The sequence below is a fragment of the Fusobacterium sp. genome, assembly GCF_032477075.1.
Taxonomy (GTDB): Bacteria; Fusobacteriota; Fusobacteriia; order Fusobacteriales; family Fusobacteriaceae; genus Fusobacterium_A.
Map to the genome: position 1 here is coordinate 230,800 of NZ_JAWDXO010000001.1, position 20,831 is coordinate 251,630.

Annotated in this window: 20 protein-coding genes; 3 read left to right on the forward strand and 17 right to left on the reverse strand. The window is 28.4% G+C overall.

The window, feature by feature from the left end:
* Positions 1-43: 43 nt before the first annotated feature.
* From E6771_RS01095 to E6771_RS01115, 5 genes are all read right to left on the reverse strand, one after another.
* Positions 44-1,372, reverse strand: coding sequence for a HAMP domain-containing sensor histidine kinase (locus E6771_RS01095; RefSeq protein ID WP_316089001.1), 1,329 nt, complete (start codon positions 1,370-1,372; stop codon positions 44-46).
* Positions 1,356-2,021, reverse strand: a complete 666-nt coding sequence (locus E6771_RS01100; protein WP_316089003.1) for a response regulator transcription factor — start codon at positions 2,019-2,021, stop codon at positions 1,356-1,358. Before E6771_RS01100 ends, E6771_RS01095 begins: the two co-directional genes overlap by 17 nt.
* Positions 2,022-2,490: 469 nt before the next feature.
* Entirely contained in the window at positions 2,491-3,696 is a 1,206-nt protein-coding gene (locus tag E6771_RS01105; protein WP_316089004.1) for a helix-turn-helix domain-containing protein, read from the reverse strand.
* Entirely contained in the window at positions 3,693-5,063 is a 1,371-nt protein-coding gene (locus tag E6771_RS01110; RefSeq protein ID WP_316089006.1) for a sodium/glutamate symporter, read from the reverse strand. The genes E6771_RS01105 and E6771_RS01110 overlap by 4 nt, the downstream gene beginning before the upstream one ends.
* 19 nt (positions 5,064-5,082) lie before the next feature.
* Positions 5,083-6,483, reverse strand: coding sequence for an amidohydrolase (locus E6771_RS01115; RefSeq protein ID WP_316089008.1), 1,401 nt, complete (start codon positions 6,481-6,483; stop codon positions 5,083-5,085).
* A 244-nt stretch (positions 6,484-6,727) separates the two neighbouring features.
* On the opposite strand from E6771_RS01115, the gene E6771_RS01120 reads away from it, so the two are divergent.
* On the forward strand, positions 6,728-6,973 hold the full coding sequence (locus tag E6771_RS01120) for a hypothetical protein (protein WP_316089009.1): 246 nt from the start codon (positions 6,728-6,730) through the stop codon (positions 6,971-6,973).
* Positions 6,970-7,641, forward strand: coding sequence for a Crp/Fnr family transcriptional regulator (locus tag E6771_RS01125; RefSeq protein ID WP_316089010.1), 672 nt, complete (start codon positions 6,970-6,972; stop codon positions 7,639-7,641). Before E6771_RS01120 ends, E6771_RS01125 begins: the two co-directional genes overlap by 4 nt.
* Before the next feature lie 32 nt (positions 7,642-7,673).
* Here E6771_RS01125 and trxA read toward each other — a convergent pair whose 3' ends face one another.
* Positions 7,674-7,988, reverse strand: coding sequence for a thioredoxin (trxA, locus tag E6771_RS01130; RefSeq protein WP_316089011.1), 315 nt, complete (start codon positions 7,986-7,988; stop codon positions 7,674-7,676).
* Between the two features lie 170 nt (positions 7,989-8,158).
* On the opposite strand from trxA, the gene E6771_RS01135 reads away from it, so the two are divergent.
* Complete coding sequence (locus E6771_RS01135) at positions 8,159-9,103, forward strand: D-2-hydroxyacid dehydrogenase (RefSeq protein WP_316089013.1); 945 nt, start codon at positions 8,159-8,161, stop codon at positions 9,101-9,103.
* 16 nt (positions 9,104-9,119) lie between these two features.
* Here E6771_RS01135 and E6771_RS01140 read toward each other — a convergent pair whose 3' ends face one another.
* The 11 genes from E6771_RS01140 to E6771_RS01190 form a co-directional block, all read right to left on the reverse strand.
* Positions 9,120-9,710, reverse strand: coding sequence for a TetR/AcrR family transcriptional regulator (locus tag E6771_RS01140; RefSeq protein WP_316089015.1), 591 nt, complete (start codon positions 9,708-9,710; stop codon positions 9,120-9,122).
* A 28-nt stretch (positions 9,711-9,738) separates the two neighbouring features.
* Positions 9,739-11,091, reverse strand: coding sequence for an OmpP1/FadL family transporter (locus E6771_RS01145; RefSeq protein ID WP_316089016.1), 1,353 nt, complete (start codon positions 11,089-11,091; stop codon positions 9,739-9,741).
* Positions 11,092-11,183: 92 nt separating this feature from the next.
* The gene (locus E6771_RS01150) at positions 11,184-13,148 is read right to left on the reverse strand and encodes a fructose-1,6-bisphosphatase (protein ID WP_316089018.1); all 1,965 of its coding nucleotides are present in this window, start codon (positions 13,146-13,148) and stop codon (positions 11,184-11,186) included.
* Positions 13,149-13,175: 27 nt separating this feature from the next.
* On the reverse strand, positions 13,176-15,767 hold the full coding sequence (gene ppdK, locus E6771_RS01155; RefSeq protein ID WP_316089020.1) for a pyruvate, phosphate dikinase: 2,592 nt from the start codon (positions 15,765-15,767) through the stop codon (positions 13,176-13,178).
* A gap of 9 nt (positions 15,768-15,776) precedes the next feature.
* A complete protein-coding gene (locus E6771_RS01160; RefSeq protein ID WP_316089021.1) occupies positions 15,777-16,382 on the reverse strand; it encodes a CBS domain-containing protein in 606 nt (201 codons plus the stop codon).
* A gap of 210 nt (positions 16,383-16,592) precedes the next feature.
* Entirely contained in the window at positions 16,593-17,135 is a 543-nt protein-coding gene (gene yfcE / locus E6771_RS01165; protein WP_316089023.1) for a phosphodiesterase, read from the reverse strand.
* Between the two features lie 22 nt (positions 17,136-17,157).
* Complete coding sequence (gene nadD, locus E6771_RS01170) at positions 17,158-17,724, reverse strand: nicotinate-nucleotide adenylyltransferase (RefSeq protein WP_316089024.1); 567 nt, start codon at positions 17,722-17,724, stop codon at positions 17,158-17,160.
* Positions 17,721-18,173, reverse strand: a complete 453-nt coding sequence (locus E6771_RS01175; RefSeq protein WP_316089025.1) for a PTS sugar transporter subunit IIA — start codon at positions 18,171-18,173, stop codon at positions 17,721-17,723. The genes nadD and E6771_RS01175 overlap by 4 nt, the downstream gene beginning before the upstream one ends.
* 12 nt (positions 18,174-18,185) lie before the next feature.
* Positions 18,186-18,995, reverse strand: a complete 810-nt coding sequence (locus E6771_RS01180; RefSeq protein WP_316089026.1) for a hypothetical protein — start codon at positions 18,993-18,995, stop codon at positions 18,186-18,188.
* Positions 18,988-20,007 carry a tetraacyldisaccharide 4'-kinase gene (gene lpxK, locus E6771_RS01185; RefSeq protein WP_316089028.1) on the reverse strand — a complete coding sequence of 340 codons (1,020 nt, stop codon included), beginning with the start codon at positions 20,005-20,007 and terminating at the stop codon, positions 18,988-18,990. The genes E6771_RS01180 and lpxK overlap by 8 nt, the downstream gene beginning before the upstream one ends.
* Positions 20,008-20,274: 267 nt before the next feature.
* The gene (locus tag E6771_RS01190) at positions 20,275-20,736 is read right to left on the reverse strand and encodes a CAP domain-containing protein (protein ID WP_316089030.1); all 462 of its coding nucleotides are present in this window, start codon (positions 20,734-20,736) and stop codon (positions 20,275-20,277) included.
* Positions 20,737-20,831 lie beyond the last annotated feature (95 nt).

The window sequence follows — 20,831 nt, forward strand, 5'->3', positions numbered from 1 at the left end:
TATTATTTTGTTCTTTCTTATATAACAAAATAATATCATGTGATTATGACCTCAATATGTCAAACCAAAAAGTAAATTTTTTATCCTTTAGATTAATACCACAAGGGATTTTATTCAACTCCAAAATTTTTTTTACAATTGAAAGACCTAATCCATTTCCCTCAATACTTAATTCATTAGCATTGTCACCACGAGAAAAAGGTTCCCATAATTTAGATGTATCCCCAGTGCCTCTACCATCTATACTATTTTCAATAAATATTCTTCCATTAATTTCATAAACTAAAATAATATCATTTTCCTTAGAATATTTCAAAGCATTTTGAACAATATTATCAATAGCTATTTTAAATATTTTTATATCACAAAAAACTTTCTCTTCTTTGAGTTTTATTTCCCATTCTATATCCTTTTCAAGTTCAAGCATTTCATATTTTTCGATACTTTGTTTTAAAATAGATAAAATACTAGTTTCTGCCATATTTAGTTTTATTCCAGGAGAAGAAAGTCGTGATATTGTGAGAAGATTTCCAACTAATTCATTCATATCCATACTTTCTTTTGCTATTGCCTTATAATATTGAGATTTCTCATAATCAGTTTTAACGATTCCATTAATAAGAGCCTGAGCATAAGTACTTATAACTGTGATTGGAGTTCTTAATTCATGAGAAGCATTTGAAGCAAAAGATTTTAAATTTTCAATGGAAAGAGAGAGATTATCAGACATTTTATCAATGCTTTGGCTTAATTCTTCTATTTCATCTCCACTTTCAATTTCAGCTTTTTCAGAAAAGTCCAGTATAGATATCTTTCCAGCTACTCTGTTTAATTTTTTTATATTTTTAGTTATTTTCTTAGAAAATATTCGTCCAATTATCATACTGAGAAGAACTGATGTTATAGTTGTAAGAATATTAAATACATACATCTCATGTTTGTGAGCACTCATGACTGATAAAGAAGTTCTTAAAGTCAATGTACGACCATCTGAAAGAGATTCATTATATATAAGAAGCTTTATATTTGTTCTTGAAATACTTGTAACACTAAATCCAGTAGGAGGAGAAGAGCCATTATTGTGCATATCTTCTCTTCTTCCTTTCATTTTATGCATACCATTTTTTTTGAATACTGCTATATCTATTCCTTCTTTATCCCTAAGGTCTTCTACGTATTCTTTGAAAATTTCCTCATCATTTAGCAGATTTTTAGAAATATTGACAGCTTCTATCATTTTTTCTTTTTTTCTATATACATAGAAGTTATCAAGAAAAAATATATTGAGTATGTATCCAGCCAGAACAGTAAAAATAACTATAAAAATGGAAAAGATAAAAATTTTCTGGAAAAAATTAATTTTTATTTTCATCAAATATATACCCCATTCCTCTGACAGTTTTTATCAGATCACTATAATTTCCCAACTTTTTTCTAAGTCTTTTTACTAAAGTATCTACAACTCTATCATCACCCTCAAAATCAAAGCCCCAGACTTCATTTAAAAGAACATCTCTTGAAAAAATTATTCCTTTATTCTTTATGAGATATTCTAAAAATTGAATTTCTCTTCTTGTAAGTTCAATACCTTCATCATTTACTATGAGTTCACCACTTCGAAAATCAAAAGAAAGATTATTAAATTTATAAGAACTATTTTCATCTATTTTAAGCATTTTTTTGACTTTTATATTCAAAACTTTTAGGCTGAAAGGTTTCGTTATATAATCATCTGCTCCAATGCTTAAACCTTTCAATTCATCAATTTCAGAATCTCGAGCAGTCATCATTATTATAGGAATATTAGATTCTTTTCTTATATTTTGACAGACTTCCCAGCCATCCATTTTTGGAAGATTTATATCAAGCAGTATGAGATCAGGATTATATTCATAAAATATATCCAGAGCAGATTCTCCATCTAGTGCCTTATAAGTGATAAAAGATTCTCCAATTAAAGTATCTTCAATTACTTTTATTAAATTTTTTTCATCTTCTACTATTAATATTTTTTTAGTCATATTTATCTCCATATTACTTTAGTTTTTGTTATTTTAAATCCTATAAAATATCTGATAAAATCCTAACAGATGTATTTGAAAAAGATTCAAATTTATTATATTGAGTATTAAAAAAAGTCATTAAATAAATACATATTATTTTCACTTTTAGAAGCAGTGTTCTTATATCACTAATTTGTTAATTAGCTCAAAGATAAGGATTAGTAAAAGTGTTTTCATCAAATTTTTTTCAGTTATGATTGCTGAAAAATTTATTTAAAATATTATAACAAAGATATATGTCAAGAAAATGAATAATTTCTTTTTTATAAATTTTTTATTTTTTAATTTAGGTTATAATTCATTAATACTTACTTTTTTTACTAAAATTATTTTACAAATATTATAACATAGAATGATTTCCCCATAAATAAAAAATAAGAATACTTTAAATAATTTAATATTTGAAAGTATTCTTATCTTAATTTTTCTAAAAATTTAGTTTATATTTTTTAGAGGGTCTCCCAATAGAACCTTCCATTAAAGACATATCAGCAAGATTATTATTCTCTAATTTTGTTAATATTCTGCTGGCAGTTCTTCTACTGAGGCCAATATATTCAGCTAATTCTTCTGCTGTTATCCAAATATTTTTTTCATAGATTTTTAAAAGTGTCTCAAAAAGGGTTTTGGAAATATTTAATTTTCTTAATCCTTCATATATTCCAAAATCTCTTACATCTTTCTTTCTGAAACCTTTTAAAGCTGTAAATTTTCCTTTTTCGAGAAAATAACTGACTTCTTCCCCATAGATTTCACTTTTTTCATAAGCTTTCTCTGCATTTAACCTAGCTTCTGAGATATTATCCCCACATCCCCAGCCTACTGTTATCATACCTATTGTTGAAAAAACTTTTCCAGATAGATTTTCTGTAAAATCTTTGAAATCTCTTTTAATCATTATTATCTCAATTTCATTTTCTGATTCATAAATTATTGAATTTTTAATATGCTTTTCTAATATAGATTTATAGTTTTTATTAGAATCAAAATGCTTAATTTTTCCAACTATTATTTTTTTATCATCTAATCCAGCTATTTTTATTTCTGATATCATATAGTCTATGGTATCTTTTATATTATCTTCAGAAGGAAATAGGAATATAAATGGAATTTTTTCCTTTTCAAGTTTTTCTGTCAAATTACTAAATCTAGTAATAGAAAGTTGTATTTTGTTCTCCTTATGAAGAATAAAATGATTATGGATTATTTTTTCATAAAGTATGGGATCTTCAATATTGAATTCAGTAGTAAAAGGTTCATCTCCATCAAATATATTTTTAAAATAAAAATCTTTGTTATTTTTATCTATGAAATCAATATATACTTTTGAAAAATCAATATTTGGTTTATTTTTTAGAATCTTGAAAAATATTTGATAAAGTTCCTCTCTTTTTATTTCCAAAGAATAAATAGGTTTGATTACTTTTTTGAGTTTTCCTTCAAGAAATGTCTTTCCCAATTCACCACTTGTAAGGAAAACATCAAATTTATGAAAGTTTTTTTTGTATATCTCCACAGTTTCCTCTAATTTTTCATAGATAAAATATTCTACACAATATTTATCATTTTTTTTGATTCCTTTTTTTATAAAAGGAAGTGAGTTTTCAGGAGAAATAACAGCAATTTTTATCATGCACTTTTTCCTTTTTTATCTAGTCCAACCATGATAATATAAAATACAACTATGAGTCCAATATTTAATAATATAGGAACAAGAGGTCCATAAGCCAGACTGAGATTAATACATGACACCATGAGAATAGGACCCATAAGTGCTGTAAGAGAAAAACCTAATGAATAATCTCCTAATACAGGTGTAGAAAATTCAGGATCACATATTCTTAATAAAAGAAGTCCTGTAAGAAATACTCCTAAGCAGGTTCCAAGCATTGCAACTGCTCTTTCAAATGCATAATTTCCTTTAAAGTATTTATATGAAAAATATTTTATACACCACCAAGTAGCTATGAATCCAAGTATCATCATTGCCATTATTGGAATAAAATATGAGAATACAGCTTTTAAAGGAAGGGTAGCAACAGCACTTACAACTGCAAATTCAGTAAGCATACTTGTTATTTTACTTTTAACTTTAGTGTCTATGCACCATTCTAAACCAAGTTTTTTAATTGCTTTCCATACAAATATCATTATTACCATTGCGAATGCCCAAACAGAGAATGAAGAAAGTACAGGAATCTTATATTTTTTTACAATTGTTAAAATGATATATGAAATACCACATACAGAAAATATTATTGCTGCATGAAAAGCAAGAGCATCAATAGATGATGAAAGCATAGTTTCTCTTCCAATACTTGCTTGTTTACTTATATCTGTATAATAACCTCTTTTCAATTCCATAGGGATGTCAGAAGGCTTTTTCAAAAGTGAAGTCTCACCTTTTCTGCATGCTCTATTAATCAAGAATATTCCAAATAATATTCCACCAATAAGACCAAAAGTAGCAGTAGTAGTAGCTATACCCTGAGCCACAGCCCAATAATCCATATTCATTTCCTGAAGGGTTCTTCCTATCATACCAGCTGTTCCATGTCCACCTGAAAAACCAGCATTAAGTTCCACTCCAAAAGAGCCATAAAGGTCAATATTTAAAAATTTTGTACATATGAAATTTACAAAATACCCAACAACTTCTTGTAAAAATGTAACAATAAAAAGGATGCCTCCCATTATTCCTACATCTCTCACTACACCTTTTCCATTACTTCCTTTAAATTCCAATCCTAAAGGAACAGCGGCAACTACAGGAACTATTAAGAGTCCTGGAAGAAGAGCCATTTCTTTTAGCCATGCAGTTGGAAGAGAAAAGGAAAACATTCTTCCTAAAACCTCAGGTCCAAATATTAACCCAATAAAACCTCCAATAACAGAAGCTGGTATAAAAAGTTCTTGAAATATTTTTATTTTGGATTTAATAAAAACTCCAAGAATAAGAAGGAAACTTAAAAAACATACTACATAAAATATCTGTTGCATATAACCCCCCTTTTAAATTTTATAATTCTATTGGTACTTTGTCATATTTCAAAGGTGAAACATATTCTTCATAATTTTCTTCAAATTCTTTTTTTATTTTTTCAAAAAGAACAGGGTCTTCAAAGATATCAATAGCAGTCTGTCCCAATACCTGACCAGCATATTTCATACCTTTCATTGCAATACTATTTTTTCCCTGTGCTACCATCTGCCAAGAATGAGATGGAGTACCCAGAGCATAGCATGCTGTAAATATTTGTCCTGTAGGCATTTTTTTACTTACATCCCCTACATCTGTAGAACCTGATAAAAGATAATTAAAGTTTTCATCATATGGAATATTTCCTTTAAAGATATATTCATTTAACATCATATCTTTAATATTCTTCCACTCTTTTCCACTAGCTTTTTCTATCCAACCAAATTCTGAAGTAATCTCTTTTTCAGAAAGAGTATCTTTAAATTTTTTAGCATAAGCAATTTCTTCATCTGAGTATTCAATATTTTCAAATTTTTTTAAATTCTTAAACATTATTTTCTCTATTTCTTTATTTCCTTTGTATTCATTAGTTCCTCTGTCAAAAACCATTTTTACTTTAGTTTCTGTCATTAGGGCTGCTCCTCTGGCTATATTGCATATTCTTCTAAATATATCTTCTACTTGATTTAATTTTGGAGCCCTTATAAGATATAAAACTTCAGCATCAGGTTGTACTACATTTGGAGATATTCCTCCAGTATTTGTCACAGCATAATGAAATCTTGCTTCTTGTATCACATGTTCCCTAAGGTAGTTAGCTCCCACATTCATGAGCTCTACTGCATCAAGAGCACTTCTTCCAAGTTGAGGACTTGCAGCAGCGTGAGAACCTTTTCCTTCAAATCTGAAATAAGCCTGATAATTTGCCAATGTAGATAGTGAAAAAACTCCATTATATGGAAATGGATGCCATGTAAGTGCTAAATCTACTCCATCAAAAGCTCCATTTTTCATCATCCATGTTTTTCCTGAGCCACCTTCTTCAGCAGGACATCCATAAAAAATAACAGTTCCTTTTAAATTATTTTCTTTTAAATAATTTTTTACTATTTCTGCTCCATAGAGGGCACCAGCACCTAATAAATGATGTCCACATCCATGACCATTCATTTCCTGTTTTCCCTTTTCTTTATGAGTGGAATCTTCTACCTGTGAAAGTCCTTGAAGTGCATCATATTCTCCAAGTATAGCTATTACAGGATGACCTTCACCATAGATAGCTTTAAAAGCAGTTTCTAACCCACCTACTCCCATTTCTACTTGAAATCCAGCTTCCTTAGCATATTCAGCTAATTCTTTTGCTGATTGATATTCTTTAAATCTTATTTCAGCATACTCCCAAATATTTTTTGCAACATCTTCAATAGTTTTTTTACTCATTTTATACCCCTCCATTTTTTTTGGACATTATTTTGGTCAAAATAGCACTGTATTTATTTCAAAAGAAGTATACTATATATTTTTCTATTGTCAATTATATTATTTTAATTTAAATAATATAGTAAATATATTTTAATAGAGATAATGATATTTTTTTCACATATATATCTTTGTTATTAATATCTTTTTTGAATTAACTGAAAGTATGGTATAATATAAAATAAAATTAAGGGAACTGAAATAAATGAACAGCAAAAGGGCATACTACGAACAGGATAAAAATATACTAAAAGAAAATGATGAAATAGATTATGTAAAAGTGGAAGATATAATGGATTTTACAATGAGAACAGTTCTATATCCTATGACAGATAAAAACAGCATAGATGGAAATAAATTTGATATAGTAATAAAAGATATTGAAACTGTTTTAAAAAGATGTAAATATATGTCTGAATTTGATAGGAAGCAAATTAGGAGGGAAAAATGAGTAATTCAGAAAATGGAAATTTTTTTTCTGAGTCATTTCCATTTTGGAATGAACTTTCTTCAGATGAGAAAAAATTGATAGATAACAACACTGAACTAAAATTATATAAAGCTGGTACAACTATTCATGATTCCACAGAATGTACTGGAGTTCTTTTAATAAAAAAAGGAGAATTAAGAGTATATATTCTTTCACCAGAAGGAAGAGAAGTCACTTTGTACAGACTTGGAGAAAAAGAAACATGTCTTTTAACTGCATCATGTATTTTAAAAAATATCACTTTCAGTATAATGGTAGATGCAGAAACAGATAGTAAGGTATTTCTTATAAGTTCAGCTGCTTTTAAAGAATTGAAAAATAAAAATATACAAGTAGAAAGTTTTACAAATGATATAATGAATTGTCATTTTTCTGAAACTATGTGGGCAATGGAACAGATACTTTTTACAAGTTTTGATAAAAGACTGGCATTTTTCCTTTTAGAGCAAAGCAAAGAGAAAGAAAGCGAAATTCTTAACTTTACTCATGAATATATTGCTAAGAATTTAGGGAGTGCAAGAGAAGTAGTATCCCGTATGCTGAAATATTTTCAAACTGAAGGGATAGTTTCTTTATCAAGAGGAAGTATCATTATAAAAAATAAAAAGAAGCTTGAAGCATTAAAATAAAAAAGGAGGTCTGAGACCTCCTTTTTGCTATATTATTTTTTTCCTAATTCAATGATTTTATCTTTTGATACAAGCCCTACTGATTTTTCAACTGGTTGACCATTTTTGAAAAGTAATAATGTAGGAATACTCATTACCCTAAATTGAGCAGCTAATTCCTCTTGCTCATCTATATTTATTTTAGCTATTTTTACTTCTGGAGCTAATTCACTTTCTGCTTCTTCAAGAATAGGTCCTAAAGCCTTACAAGGTCCACACCAAGCTGCCCAAAAATCAACTAATACAGGTACTTCTGATTTTAAAACCTCTTTTTCAAAATTTTCTTTTGTTATATGTAAAATTGCCATGTCAATTCCTCCTTTTATATATTTTATTCTTATTTATATTTTTATTATACACCATATTTTAAATTTTGTCTGTGACTAAATCACATTAAATCAAAATAAAAAATAAATATTTGAATTTTTTACAGTAATAGGATATAAATTAATAGTTAGAACTTTTTAAGGAGGAAATTATGAAAATCGTTATTTTAGATGGATATACGGAAAATCCTGGTGATCTATCTTGGGATATATTTAAAGAACTTGGAGATGTAGTAATATATGACAGAACACCAGAAGAAGAAGTAGTGAAAAGGATTGGCAATGCAGAAATAGTTATTACAAATAAAGTTTCTTTTAATAAAGAAAGAATGCTTCAGCTTCCAAATTTAAAATATATAGCAGTGACAGCAGCAGGGTATAATATTATAGATACAGTAGCAGCAAAAGAATTGGGAATAATAGTAACTAATACTCCTAATTATGGTTCAAGTGGTGTAGCACAAATGACATTTGCCCATATACTTGAAATAACAAATAATGTAGCTCTTCATAGTCATTCAGTAAAAAAGGGTGAATGGGCTAATAATATAGATTGGTGTTACTGGTATAGACCTATTATTGGATTGAAAGGAAAAAGAATAGGAATAATAGGATATGGAAATATAGGAAAAGAGGTAGGAAATATAGCTAAAGCTTTTGGAATGGATGTAGCTATATATGATAAAAATAATCATTTTGATGTAATAAATTTATCTCTTGAAGATATTTTTAAAACATCAGATATCATTACTCTGCATTGTCCTCTTTTACCAGAAACTAAAAATATAATATGCAGAGAAAATATAGAAAAAATGAAAGATGGAGTAATAATAATCAATACTTCAAGAGGACCATTGGTAAATGGAAAAGATCTTACAGAAGCTGTCAAAAAAGGAAAAGTATATGCAGCAGGAGTAGATGTCCTGAGCAGTGAACCTCCTGCCTTAAATGACCCAATGACAAGTTGTGAAAGTGTAAATGTAACTCCACATATAGCATGGGCTGCTATAGAGTCAAGACAAAATATAATAAATATATGTTTTGATAATTTAAAATCATTTCAGGAAGGAAAGCCAAAGAATGTTGTAAATAAATAATATAAAAAAGAGCCTTTTACAAGCTCTTTTTTATATTATTTTTTTTATTGTAATCTCTCAATCTTTTATATAACATAGTTGCTGCACCCTCTACTAGCCTTTCTTTTATGAAATCATTTGATACATCTTTAAAATAATTAGTAGCTATTAATGTAGAAAAACCATGGGCATACATCCAACAGTCAAGAAAAAGTTTTGTTTTAAATTCCTCATCTAGTTTATCAAATCTGCTGTCTTTAGACATCTCAACTTTTATCAGATCTCTAAACTCTCTTACAAGTCCACTGTATGAACTGTCTTTTAGGAAAATAGTATGGAAAAGCTGTTTTTCCTCTCTTGCAAACATACACACACCTATTCCTATATTGAGAAATATATATTCTGTATTGGGTTTTTTTACATATTCCATAAATACATCTTTAGCTTTATTTATTAAATCTTTTTTAAGTATGTCCAATGAAGTATAAAAACTATATATTGGAGCTGGAGAGGAATTCAGAGATTTTGCCAGATTTCTAGCAGTTATAGCTTCCAATCCATTCTGCTTGAATACCTCAAAGGCTTTCTTAAATATTTGTTCTTTTGTAAATATGGCTTTTTTAGGCACTGTATTCCTCCTCCATCTTATTTATCAATTAGAATTTTTTAGTATATGCTACTCCAAATGCAGTTATACTTTTATCATATTCAGGATTTTTAACTTTTGGGTAGTTTGCATATTTTTCATTATAATGTCCTTTTTCTGAGTCATAGAAGAAATGAGATACTGTAAATACCCATTCATCATATTCAGTAGGTTTATATTTCAATCCTGTTCCTAAAGTTATAGAATTAAGTGCATACTCTACATCATCATATGAACTTACTTTTGCTCCAGTATCAGCATAATTGATACTTCCCAATAGAATCCATTTATTATTTAATTTATATTCAGTTCCTAAAGCAATTTCCCAACCATTATCATAATCAGCTTCTAATCCTTTTATTTCGATAGGACCTGCTGGACTTACTAGCTTTACACTTCCAGCTTTTCTATCCATTTTTGCATCTTTATTGAAATAGTAGTTTCCACTTAATGCTATAGTCCATCTGTCAGTTGCTTGATAAGAACCTCCAAGAGCTAAAATGGCAGGTAAATCTCTTCTAGTTTTAGTTCCGGGTTCAAATTCAGGATAAAAATCACTAAAATGAACTTCTCCCATACTACCTTTTCCAAAATCTATGTCAGCAGCATTTTCGTATCCACTAGCTTTAAAATTTAGTTTTATTCTTGAATCATATCTCATAGCAAGATTTAATTTATCAGTTGCTTTATAGTTGAATCCTATTTGTGCTCCAATTCCCCAAGCAGTTCTATCAGAATCTATATCAGCATGAATAGGTTTTGGTCCTCCCCCAACATCAATATTTCCTTTAAGTTTTTTTAAACCAAGAACAGCTCTACCTGCTATTGACATAGAGAGTTTATCATTTATCATCCATGCTCTACCTAAAGTAGTTTGTCCATAAAGACTTTTTCCTTCTGCTGAAGAACTATCATCATAAAAAGTAAATGGAAGTGAGAATTTTTCTCCAAGACTATTTAATATATCAGGGACCACTGCTGTTCCAGCAACACCATCTTTATATTCAAGGTCTCCACCACCACCTAATGCACCAAATGTCCAAAATATTGCTCTATTATCTCTTACACTGTATAGGGCAAAAGTAGGGATATACTGAAGCAAATCAGCATCATAATTTTTATCATTATAGTCCATTTCCTCTTTTCCAACAGCAAGTTGAGCTCCTAAATGGATATATGTTCCATTTTCAAGATGCATGATACCAGCAGGATTATAGAAAACAGAAGAACTATTTATCATACCATTTTGTGCTTGGTTACCTAAATATTCAGGAGTATAAGTCTGAACATGGTCAATTGATGCTGCATAAGCTCCTGTTCCAAATACAGCAGTTAATGCAAGGATACTTAATTTTTTTCTCATTTTTCCTCCTATGAATTTTGTAATATAACATATGTAATATAACACTAGTTAGTTAAAATAAAATGAATAAAGCATTAAAAAATTTTAATGCTTTATTCATCATTACTCTTTATTATTCCTTTTCTATAAGCATTTAGCAGTTTTTTTAGATCATTAATTTGATTTTGTAGTTCTTTACCTATATCTGTATCTTTGACTCTTATTCTATTTTGACTAGTGTTTACTATACGGCTGGAAGAAATTATATCTTTTCCTTCCTTTATAGCTTTCTCTGTAGATTCGAAAGGAGCATGAGAAACTAATTTCAATCCATATGAATTGTATATCAGAGTATATCCTGCAATACCAGTTTCAGGTTGATAAGCTCTTGAAAAACCACCATCTATTATATACAGCTTTCCATTCGCTTTTATAGGAGATTCACCTTTTTTTACTTTTACTGGAACATGCCCATTTACTATATGAGAGATTTTAGGATTCAAATCGAATTCTTCCAATAACATATCACAAGTGGCTTCTTCATTACAAAAAGTATAATAGTGATTTTTCTTTTCAGTATGAGTATTTTTTTCCTCTATAAAATATCTTTCAAAGGTTTTCATTGAATCTTTGCCAAACATAGGAGAATCTTTACCACACCACATATACCATACATAATCACAGTTTAATTTTTCTTTGGCACTGTTAGCTCTATTGAAATATGCTTCTCTGCATATTTTTTCAGCAAGATCCAGATATTTTCTTCCCTTAACTTTTTGACCTCTTACATTAACCGTTTTAAGCTTTCCATCTTCAGTCAATGGAATACAGCCATGATAAAGTAAATTAGAATTACATCTCAAATAAATACTTCCTTTAGCAAAAAGAAATCTAATATGCCTTTGTAGTTTTTCACTTCTTAAAAAAGCAAGTCTAAGATTTTCCATGATTTCACTTTCTTCAGGAGTTAATTTTAAAGGATTTTCTATATCTACAGTTGGAAAGTTTTTATCTCTTAATTCATGTTCTATTTCATCAATTGTAACAGTGCCCTTTTTAAAATCTGTTTTTTTGAACATATTTCTATGATCCATTTCAAAATTTGAATTTCTTTCAATTACATTTCCCTCTATTTTCATTTGTATAACAGTAATAGCTTTATGTATTTGAGCTTTTAGAGGAGTAGTTTTATTTGTTTTTATTTTAAAATGCTCACAAGGATCATTTGCATATTTTTCCATAGCAAAAGCTGCAAGAGGAAGAAGATTTATTCCATATCCATCTTCTAAAATATCATTGTTTCCATATCTTGCACATATTCTTATAACATTGGCAATACAGGCCTTACTTCCAAGGCCTGCACCCATCCAAAGAATGTCATGATTTCCCCATTGAATATCTACATTATGATAATCTATAAGAGTATCCATTATAAGATGAGGACTAGGTCCTCTGTCATATATATCTCCAACTATATGAAGTCTGTCTATTATAAGTCTTTGAATAAGGTTAGAGACAGCTATTACAAATTCTTTAGCTCTTCCTATTGAAATGATAGTATCTATAATATTAGCTATGTATTCTCTTTTATTTCTTAATTCCTTTCTTTCATATATTATTTCTTGAATAATATATGAAAAATCTTTAGGCATAGCTTTTCTTACTTTTGAACTTGTATATTTTGAGGATACAACACTGCATATTTCAATTAAACGATATATAATAGTTTTATACCATTTATCCATATTTTTAAGTTCTTTTGCAAGAAATTCTATCTTTTCTTTAGGGTAATATATAACTGTAGCCAGTTCTTTTTTTTCAAAGGTGTTCAGGTTATCCCCGAACACCTCATCTATTTTTTGTCTTACTGCACCAGATCCATTTTTCAGTACATGGTTAAAAGCTTCATATTCTCCATGGATATCTGTAAGAAAATGCTCTGTTCCTTTAGGAAGATTCATTATAGCCTGTAGGTTGATTATTTCAGTAGCAGTTTCTCCAATATTTTTAAATTTAGTAGAAAGAAGAGTTAAATATTTTTTTTCTTGTTCTGCTATTTCTTTTTCTAATCCACTCATATGTTATCCCCTTTACTGAATAATTTTCTATTTTTTACTTTTGATATGGCTTTGAGCAGCAGCTACAGTTGCTACTAATACTCTAAATGGAGAACAACTTACATAGTCAAGTCCAGTTTCTTCAAAGAAATTAATACTCTTAGGATCTCCACCATGTTCACCACAGATACCTATTTCAAGTTCAGGATTAGCTTTTTTACCTAGCTCTACACCAAGCTTCACAAGCTTTCCAACTCCTCTTACATCTATAGAAGCAAATGGTTCAAGTTTGAAAATTCCATGTTCATGATATTCATCCATAAATTTAACAGAGTCATCCCTAGAAAGTCCCATTGTAGTTTGAGTAAGGTCGTTAGTTCCAAATGAGAAAAATTCAGCTTCACCAGCTATTTCATCTGCAAGAAGACAAGCTCTCGGAGTTTCCATCATTGTTCCTATTTTATATTCTACTTTCATACCTTGCTCTTCAAAAACTTTATCTATTTCAGTTTTAATATTACCTTTAACAAATTTAAGTTCTCCAACACCAATAATAAGAGGAATCATAATTTCTGGTTTAACTTTTATTCCCTCTTTTTCACATTGAATAGCAGCTTCAATTATAGCTCTAGCTTGAGTATTATAGATTTCAGGGTAAGTAACAGCAAGTCTGCATCCTCTGTGTCCTAGCATTGGATTTTCATCCTTCATATTTCTTATCCTTCTTTCAATTTCTATTAGAGGAAGATTTAATATTTCAGCCATTTTTTCTTTATCTTTTGATTCTTTTGGTAAAAATTCGTGCAGAGGTGGATCAAGAAGTCTAACAATTACTATTTCATCCCCAACTATTTTGAAGATGTTATAGAAATCTTCTCTTTGCATTTCAAGCATTTTTTTCAAAGCTTCTGCTCTTTCTTCAGGATTATCACTCATAATCATTCCTCTGATAGTCCATATTTTATCTTTTTGGAAGAACATATGTTCAGTTCTGCAAAGTCCAATTCCTTCTGCTCCAAAACCTTTTCCAAGAAAAGCATCAGCAGGAGTGTCAGCATTCATTCTTACACCCATTCTTTTTATTTCTTTACACCAAGAAACAAATTTTTTAAGGTTATCATCAAATTGTGGTTCAGTAAGCTTTACTTTACCTAAGAAAATTTCACCAGTGTATCCGCTTATAGATATGAAATCTCCTTCTTTAACTGTGTAACCACCAATATACATTTCTCTTTTTATATCATTGATTTGTATCTCTCCACAACCAGTAACACAACATTTACCCATACCTCTTGCTACAACTGCTCCATGTGATGTAGCTCCACCTTTTACAGTTACAATTCCTTGAGCAAGACTAATTCCTTTGATATCTTCTGGAGAAGTTTCTTCCCTTACAAGGATAGAAAGAGCTCTAGTTTCAACTCTTTCAGAAGCAAACATTACTCTTCCTATTGCAACTCCAGCTGATCCAGGAAGTCCTTTTCCAAGAAGAACAGCAGTTTTAGTAGCCTCTGGATCAAAGTTTCCATGTAATAGTTGAGGGAGTACATTAGGATCTACTTTCATTATAGCTTCTTCTTTAGTAACAATTCCTTCATTAACCATATCAACAGCAATTTTTACTGCTGCATAAGGACTTCTTTTACCATTTCTTGTTTGAAGAAGATATAGTTTACCATTTTCAATAGTGAATTCAATATCTTGCATATCTTTATTATGATCTTCAAGAATTTTAGCAAGTTTAATAAATTGATCATAAATTTTAGGAAGCTGTTCTTTCAATTTAGATATAGGTTCAGGAGTTCTTATACCAGCAACAATATCCTCTCCTTGAGCTTTTAATAGGTATTCTCCAAATACTTCATTTTCTCCATTAGAAGGATTTCTAGAAAAAGCAACACCTGTACCAGATATTTCATTAAGGTTACCAAATACCATTTCCTGAATTACAACAGCAGTACCCATTGAATCATCTATACCATTTATTTTTCTATAAAGAATTGCTCTATCATTTTCCCAAGAATTAAATATAGCATTTACAGCCATAAACAATTGATCTTTTGGTGATTCAGGGAAATCCTTTCCAGTTTCTTTTTTGTATAATTCCTTAGAGGCCTTAATTACCATTTTATATGTTTCTATTTTATCTTCATCTTTTTTTTCAGCAAAAAGTTGTTCTTTTAATTTGAAGAAGTGCTCTTTTTCTATTCCCATTACTATTTCAGAGAACATTTGAATAAATCTACAATATAATTCATAAACAAAAACTTTATCTTTAAATATAGTTATCATCTTCTCTGCTGTATTATCATTCATTCCAAGATTTAATATAGTATCCATCATACCTGGCATAGAAACAGGAGCACCTGATCTGACAGATACCAATAGAGGATTTTCACCTTCAAATCTTTTTCCAGTTATTTCTTGTAAATATTCTAATTTTTCTAAAATTTCACTTTCTAATTCTTTTGTTATCTTTTTTCCATCTTTAAAAAATTCTTTACATGCAGTAGTAGAAACAATAATACCTTCTGGTATAGGAAGTCCTATTTTTTTCATTTCAGAAAGGTTAGCTCCCTTTCCTCCTAATATGTTTGTTAAATCTTTGCCACCTTCATTAAATGCATAAACTTTTTTCATTTTTCCTCCTTAATTCTTAGATAAAGTTTCCATGAATAATTTTGTTATATTAGTTTTAGTCAAACGTCCCACCGTATGATAGATTTTTTTACCACCTTTTTCTTCGATTCTAACTACAGGAAGTGAGTCTATTTGGTGTTTAATGAGTTTTTTTACACTTTCAAGAATTGTTTCATTTTCTTCAGCATAAATTATGTTAGGCATTCTGGTCATTATGATATTTATTGGAATTTTTTCTATATCAGTTCTTCCAATAGCTATTTTTAAAAGATCTTTTCTAGAAACAACTCCTACTAATGAATCTTGTTCAGTTATAAAAATAGTTCCTACATCTTTAGAGAATATATTAAGTATAGTTTCATAAACTGAAAGATTAGTGTCAACAGTAATAGAAGGTCCCATGATATCCTTTACTTTTTCAGAATCTTTTTTTTCAATGTAGCTGTATCCAATTTTAGGTTTAGATTCTAATATTTTCATTCTTGTAAGTATGGAAAAATCAGTTCTTAAAGCTGATCTTGTAAGATATAATCTTTCTCCAATCTCTTTTCCTGTAATAGGTTGATATTTTTTTACAATATCTATAATTTCTTTCTGTCTTTCGGTTAATATCAAATTTTTTCCTCCTTTTATATAGTGTTCACTATTTAAAAGTGCAATTAATAATATTTGTTGTTAATATTATATTTACCACAGTTTTAAAAATATTTCAACTCTTTTTTATTGTGCACACTATAAAAAATACAAAAAATAAAAAACAGAAAGACATATGATATAGTCAAAGTCTCTCTGTTATTAACTCTGTTAAATCTTGTTTAACAAAAATCATAATTTTAATTTTTTTATAATTTTTTCTTCAAGATTTTTTATAATAAAATAATCATTGTGAAAAATGCCATAACTATTTTCAAAATTTTCTTTAGGCAAAGATATAGAGCCAGGATTTAAAAATATTTTTTCATCTGTTTTTTCTACTATTGGAATATGGAAATGACCATATAAAAGTATATCTCCATCCTCCATAGGTAGAGGATTATCTTTATTAAAAATGTGTCCGTGTGTCATTATTATCTTTTTGTTATTCCAAAATAAAATATTATAATCACTCATGATAGGATAATTAAGTACCATTTGATCCACTTCACTATCACAGTTTCCTCTGACAGCAATTATTTTTTCCTTATATTTATTTAATATTTCTATTACTTCCTTAGGTGAATAATCTCTGGGAAGAGGATTTCTAGGGCCATGATAAAGCTCATCTCCAAGGATAAGTATTTTATCACATTGTTCTCTTTCAAATATTTTCATAACTTTTTTTAAATAATATAATGATCCATGAATATCTGATATAACAAATAGTTTCATTATTCTCCTTTCAAGATAAAAATTATTTGTATAGATTATTTTTTTCTATGATTTTTTTAACTTTTTTAGGAACAAGATTAGTAATATCTATTTTATTTTTAATTTTTTCTCTTATTTCAGTAGAAGAAACATTAAAAAAAGGACTTTCAAGGTAAATCATATTTTCATGCTGAATTTCTCCAATGTATCCTTTTCTCCTAAGAACAACAACTTTACTTAATTGAAGTATTTCTTCATAATTTTTCCATTCTTTAAAATGATAAGCAGAATCTTCTCCTATTATTTCATAAAAATCGTTTTTTTTACCATATATTTTTATGATTTTTTTTAAAGTATTTATTGTATATGAAATTTTGTCTTTATCAGTTTCAATATCTGAAACTTCTACATTATGAAGATTTTCAAAAGCTGCTTTGCACATTTCAATTCTTAACGCGCCCAGTTCTAAATTATCAGCCTTATGTGATGGTCTACCAACAGGGATAACAATTATTTTATCAAGCTTTAATTCATTAAGAACATATTTTACTATATTCAGATGTCCATTGTGAACAGGATTGAAACTACCACCATATATACCTATCTTCACTTTTTTAACTCCGCTAATATACCAATAAGCTCTTGCTTATCAACAGCTTCAAAAATAGATGTTCTAGTTTTAGGATTTCTAAAAGCTCTGACTAAATCAGAAACAAGAGTTAAATACTCTTTTGCAGATGTTTTTGGTGCTCCAACTAGAACTACAAGTTTTACATTTTCTCCATCAAGAGAATGGAAGTCTATACTTTCTTTTAAAAGTCCTATTGCAACTACTATTTTTTTTATATTTTCACATCTAGCATGGGGTAAAGCTATTCCCATACCTATTCCTGTACTTCCTATTTTTTCTCTAGATAAAATATTATCATAGAAATTAGTTTCGTTATCTAAAATATCAGTATTTTTCCTAATGAGCTCTACTAATATTTGTAATATTTCTTCTTTTGAATGTTTCCCTTCTATTGTAGTTATGAGTTTATTGTTGAAGTACTCTAACATTATTTTTCCCCCTTATAAAAAAGCTGCTGTTAATTTCTTGGTAGTTTCATCTAAGGCAGTTAAATTTTTCATCATTCTAATTTCATCAACTATTTTTGATAAAAATTTATCAAAATTTTTAAAATTATACATTTCTAATGCTTTTAGTGTAGAAAAGATTTCAAGACCTTCCCTACTTTCTGAAAGTTCTTTATTAGATAATATATTTTCTTTTAGTTTTTCAAGGCTGATAATATTGCTATGTTGACAATTTTCATAGAAATAGAAATTATCTCTATATTTAGTAATAAAACAAATCAAAAGGAAAAATACATTTTCTTCATATTCTTTATTTTCAAAAAGTTTTTTGAAAGAAAGAATTAAAAGAGCCTTTAAACTTTTCATATCGCCTAAAAAACTAAACTCTAAAATTATTTTATAAAATTCTTCTCTATCTCTTAAAAAAAGTTCTTTTCCATATTTTTTAGAAAAATCAAGATTTCCATTACATAGTGTTTTTATTAGTTTTTCTTTAAGTTTTGGTATTTTTATATTTGAAAGTCTAGAAATATTGCTTATTTTCTCTCTTTCTTTTAAATCAGAAAAATTAATTATAGAATCAGCTAGATAATCAAAATCATTAGAAAAAGCAAATATTGGAAGAATAAAATTTAATTCATTTCTTTTAATTATCCCATCACTACTTAATGTAAAGTATGTTCTTTTATTTAATACTTCTGCAAAAAATGAGAGCGTTTTTATTTTTCCATTTGTTTCAAGCATATGAATTATCTCTTTTTTATTTTTTTCTTTTATTATTGTAAATATTTTATCATTACTCATTATCTATTTTTCCTCCAATATCTTTGAGACTGTTATCCTCTAAAACTGTAAATTCTATTTTTAATACAAAAAGATTTTCAATATTTAAATCTCTAGGAAGTTTCACAAGATCTTTTTCAGTTGTTATAATAAAAGATGCTTGCATACTGTCTGCTCTTTTTTGGATAAGTTCGATATCTCTTTTTTTAAAATTATGATGGTCCATAAAATCGACCCTCTCTATATAAGATGGCTCTAACGATATAACTGTTTTTTCAAAATTTAGCGGATTGGCTAAACCTGAAAATAAAAGAACTCTTTTTCCTTTTATCCAAAAAAGAGGTTTAGGATTTCCTTTTAAATCACAAAGTGAGGTTACTCCATGTTTAGCTGTCGAAACCTCTTTTTCTAATTTTTTTCTTAAGTATTTTTTTATTCTCTCTACTTCTCTATCACTAACAAGATCAGATTTTGTTATTATAAATTCACTAGCTCTTTTTGCAGCCTTTTTGAAATCTTCTCTCAACATTCCTTTAGGAAGCAGCTCTCCCCATCCAAAAGGATTTGTTGCATCTATAAGCACTATATCCCTATCTCTTGAAAGTTTTCTATGCTGAAAACCATCATCAAGAACTATTGTATCAATTCCAAAATGTTTTTTAGCAAATAAGCATCCTTTATACCTATTAGAACTCACAATAACAGGCACTTTTAAATTGAGAGCATGGATGAATGGTTCATCTCCACTTTCTCTAGTAGTGGCAAATATTTCTCGTCCATCACTAACTAGAAGAGGCTCCCTTTTTCTTTTTCCTCTATATCCTCTAGAAACTACTGCTACTTTTCTTCCCATTTTTTGGAGTTTTTTAGTAAAATATTGAACTGCAGGAGTCTTTCCTGTTCCGCCAACTGTTATATTTCCTATACATATTATTTCAACACCAGATATTTTTTTAGCAGGAAGTATTCCTTTATCATAGAGAAAGTTTCTAAAAGAAGTTATTAAATAATATATAAATGATAATATCCTCATTATTCCCTCACATATTGTTATCATGATAAAATCATGTTTAAATTTGATTTTTGGTCTTTAAATAATGTTTTAGGTAAGTAAAATTTTAATATTGAAAAAACGAAATAGTTAAACTAGATATAAAGATGTATTTTATTACGTTAAATCGGTATTTAAATCTAATTCATTATATAAAAAACAAAATTGTTTTAAATTAAGTGTTATTCCACAATTATAGAGTTTTCAACAAGAAAAGTCAATACAATATTTGTAAGGAAAAGCCCAGCATCATTTCTTTTTCTCAATAAATATCTGTACCCAGTAATTTTTTCCATTTTTATCTGCAGCTTTTCCTATTCCTATCTCATTATAATTTTTATTTAATATATTATCTCTATGTCCTTTAGACTGCATCCATCTTTCCATAACAAATTCTGGAGTATCATGCCATTTTGCTATATTTTCAGCAGCTGATTTATATTTTATATTTTCATTTTTTATCAAATTGAAAGTAATTCCAAAGTTTTTACTATCATGAGAAAGCTTTTCTTCTTTGGCCATATCTGCAGCTTTTTTTATTGCTATTTTATTTAATTTTTCATTCATAATAAGAGGTGCAAGTTTTTTAGTCTTTCTTTCTTGATTTACATATTTTAGGATTTCATTTTGATAATTTTCAGCAGAATATGAATTAGGAACTAATTTGAAAATAATAACTGTTATTATAAAAAATTTTATCATCTTATTCATGATTCCTCCTTATGGATTATAATCTTTTCATTTCTGTTCAATATATTTTATCATAAATATTATTAAAATATAAATTTAACTTTAAGAAAATTGGG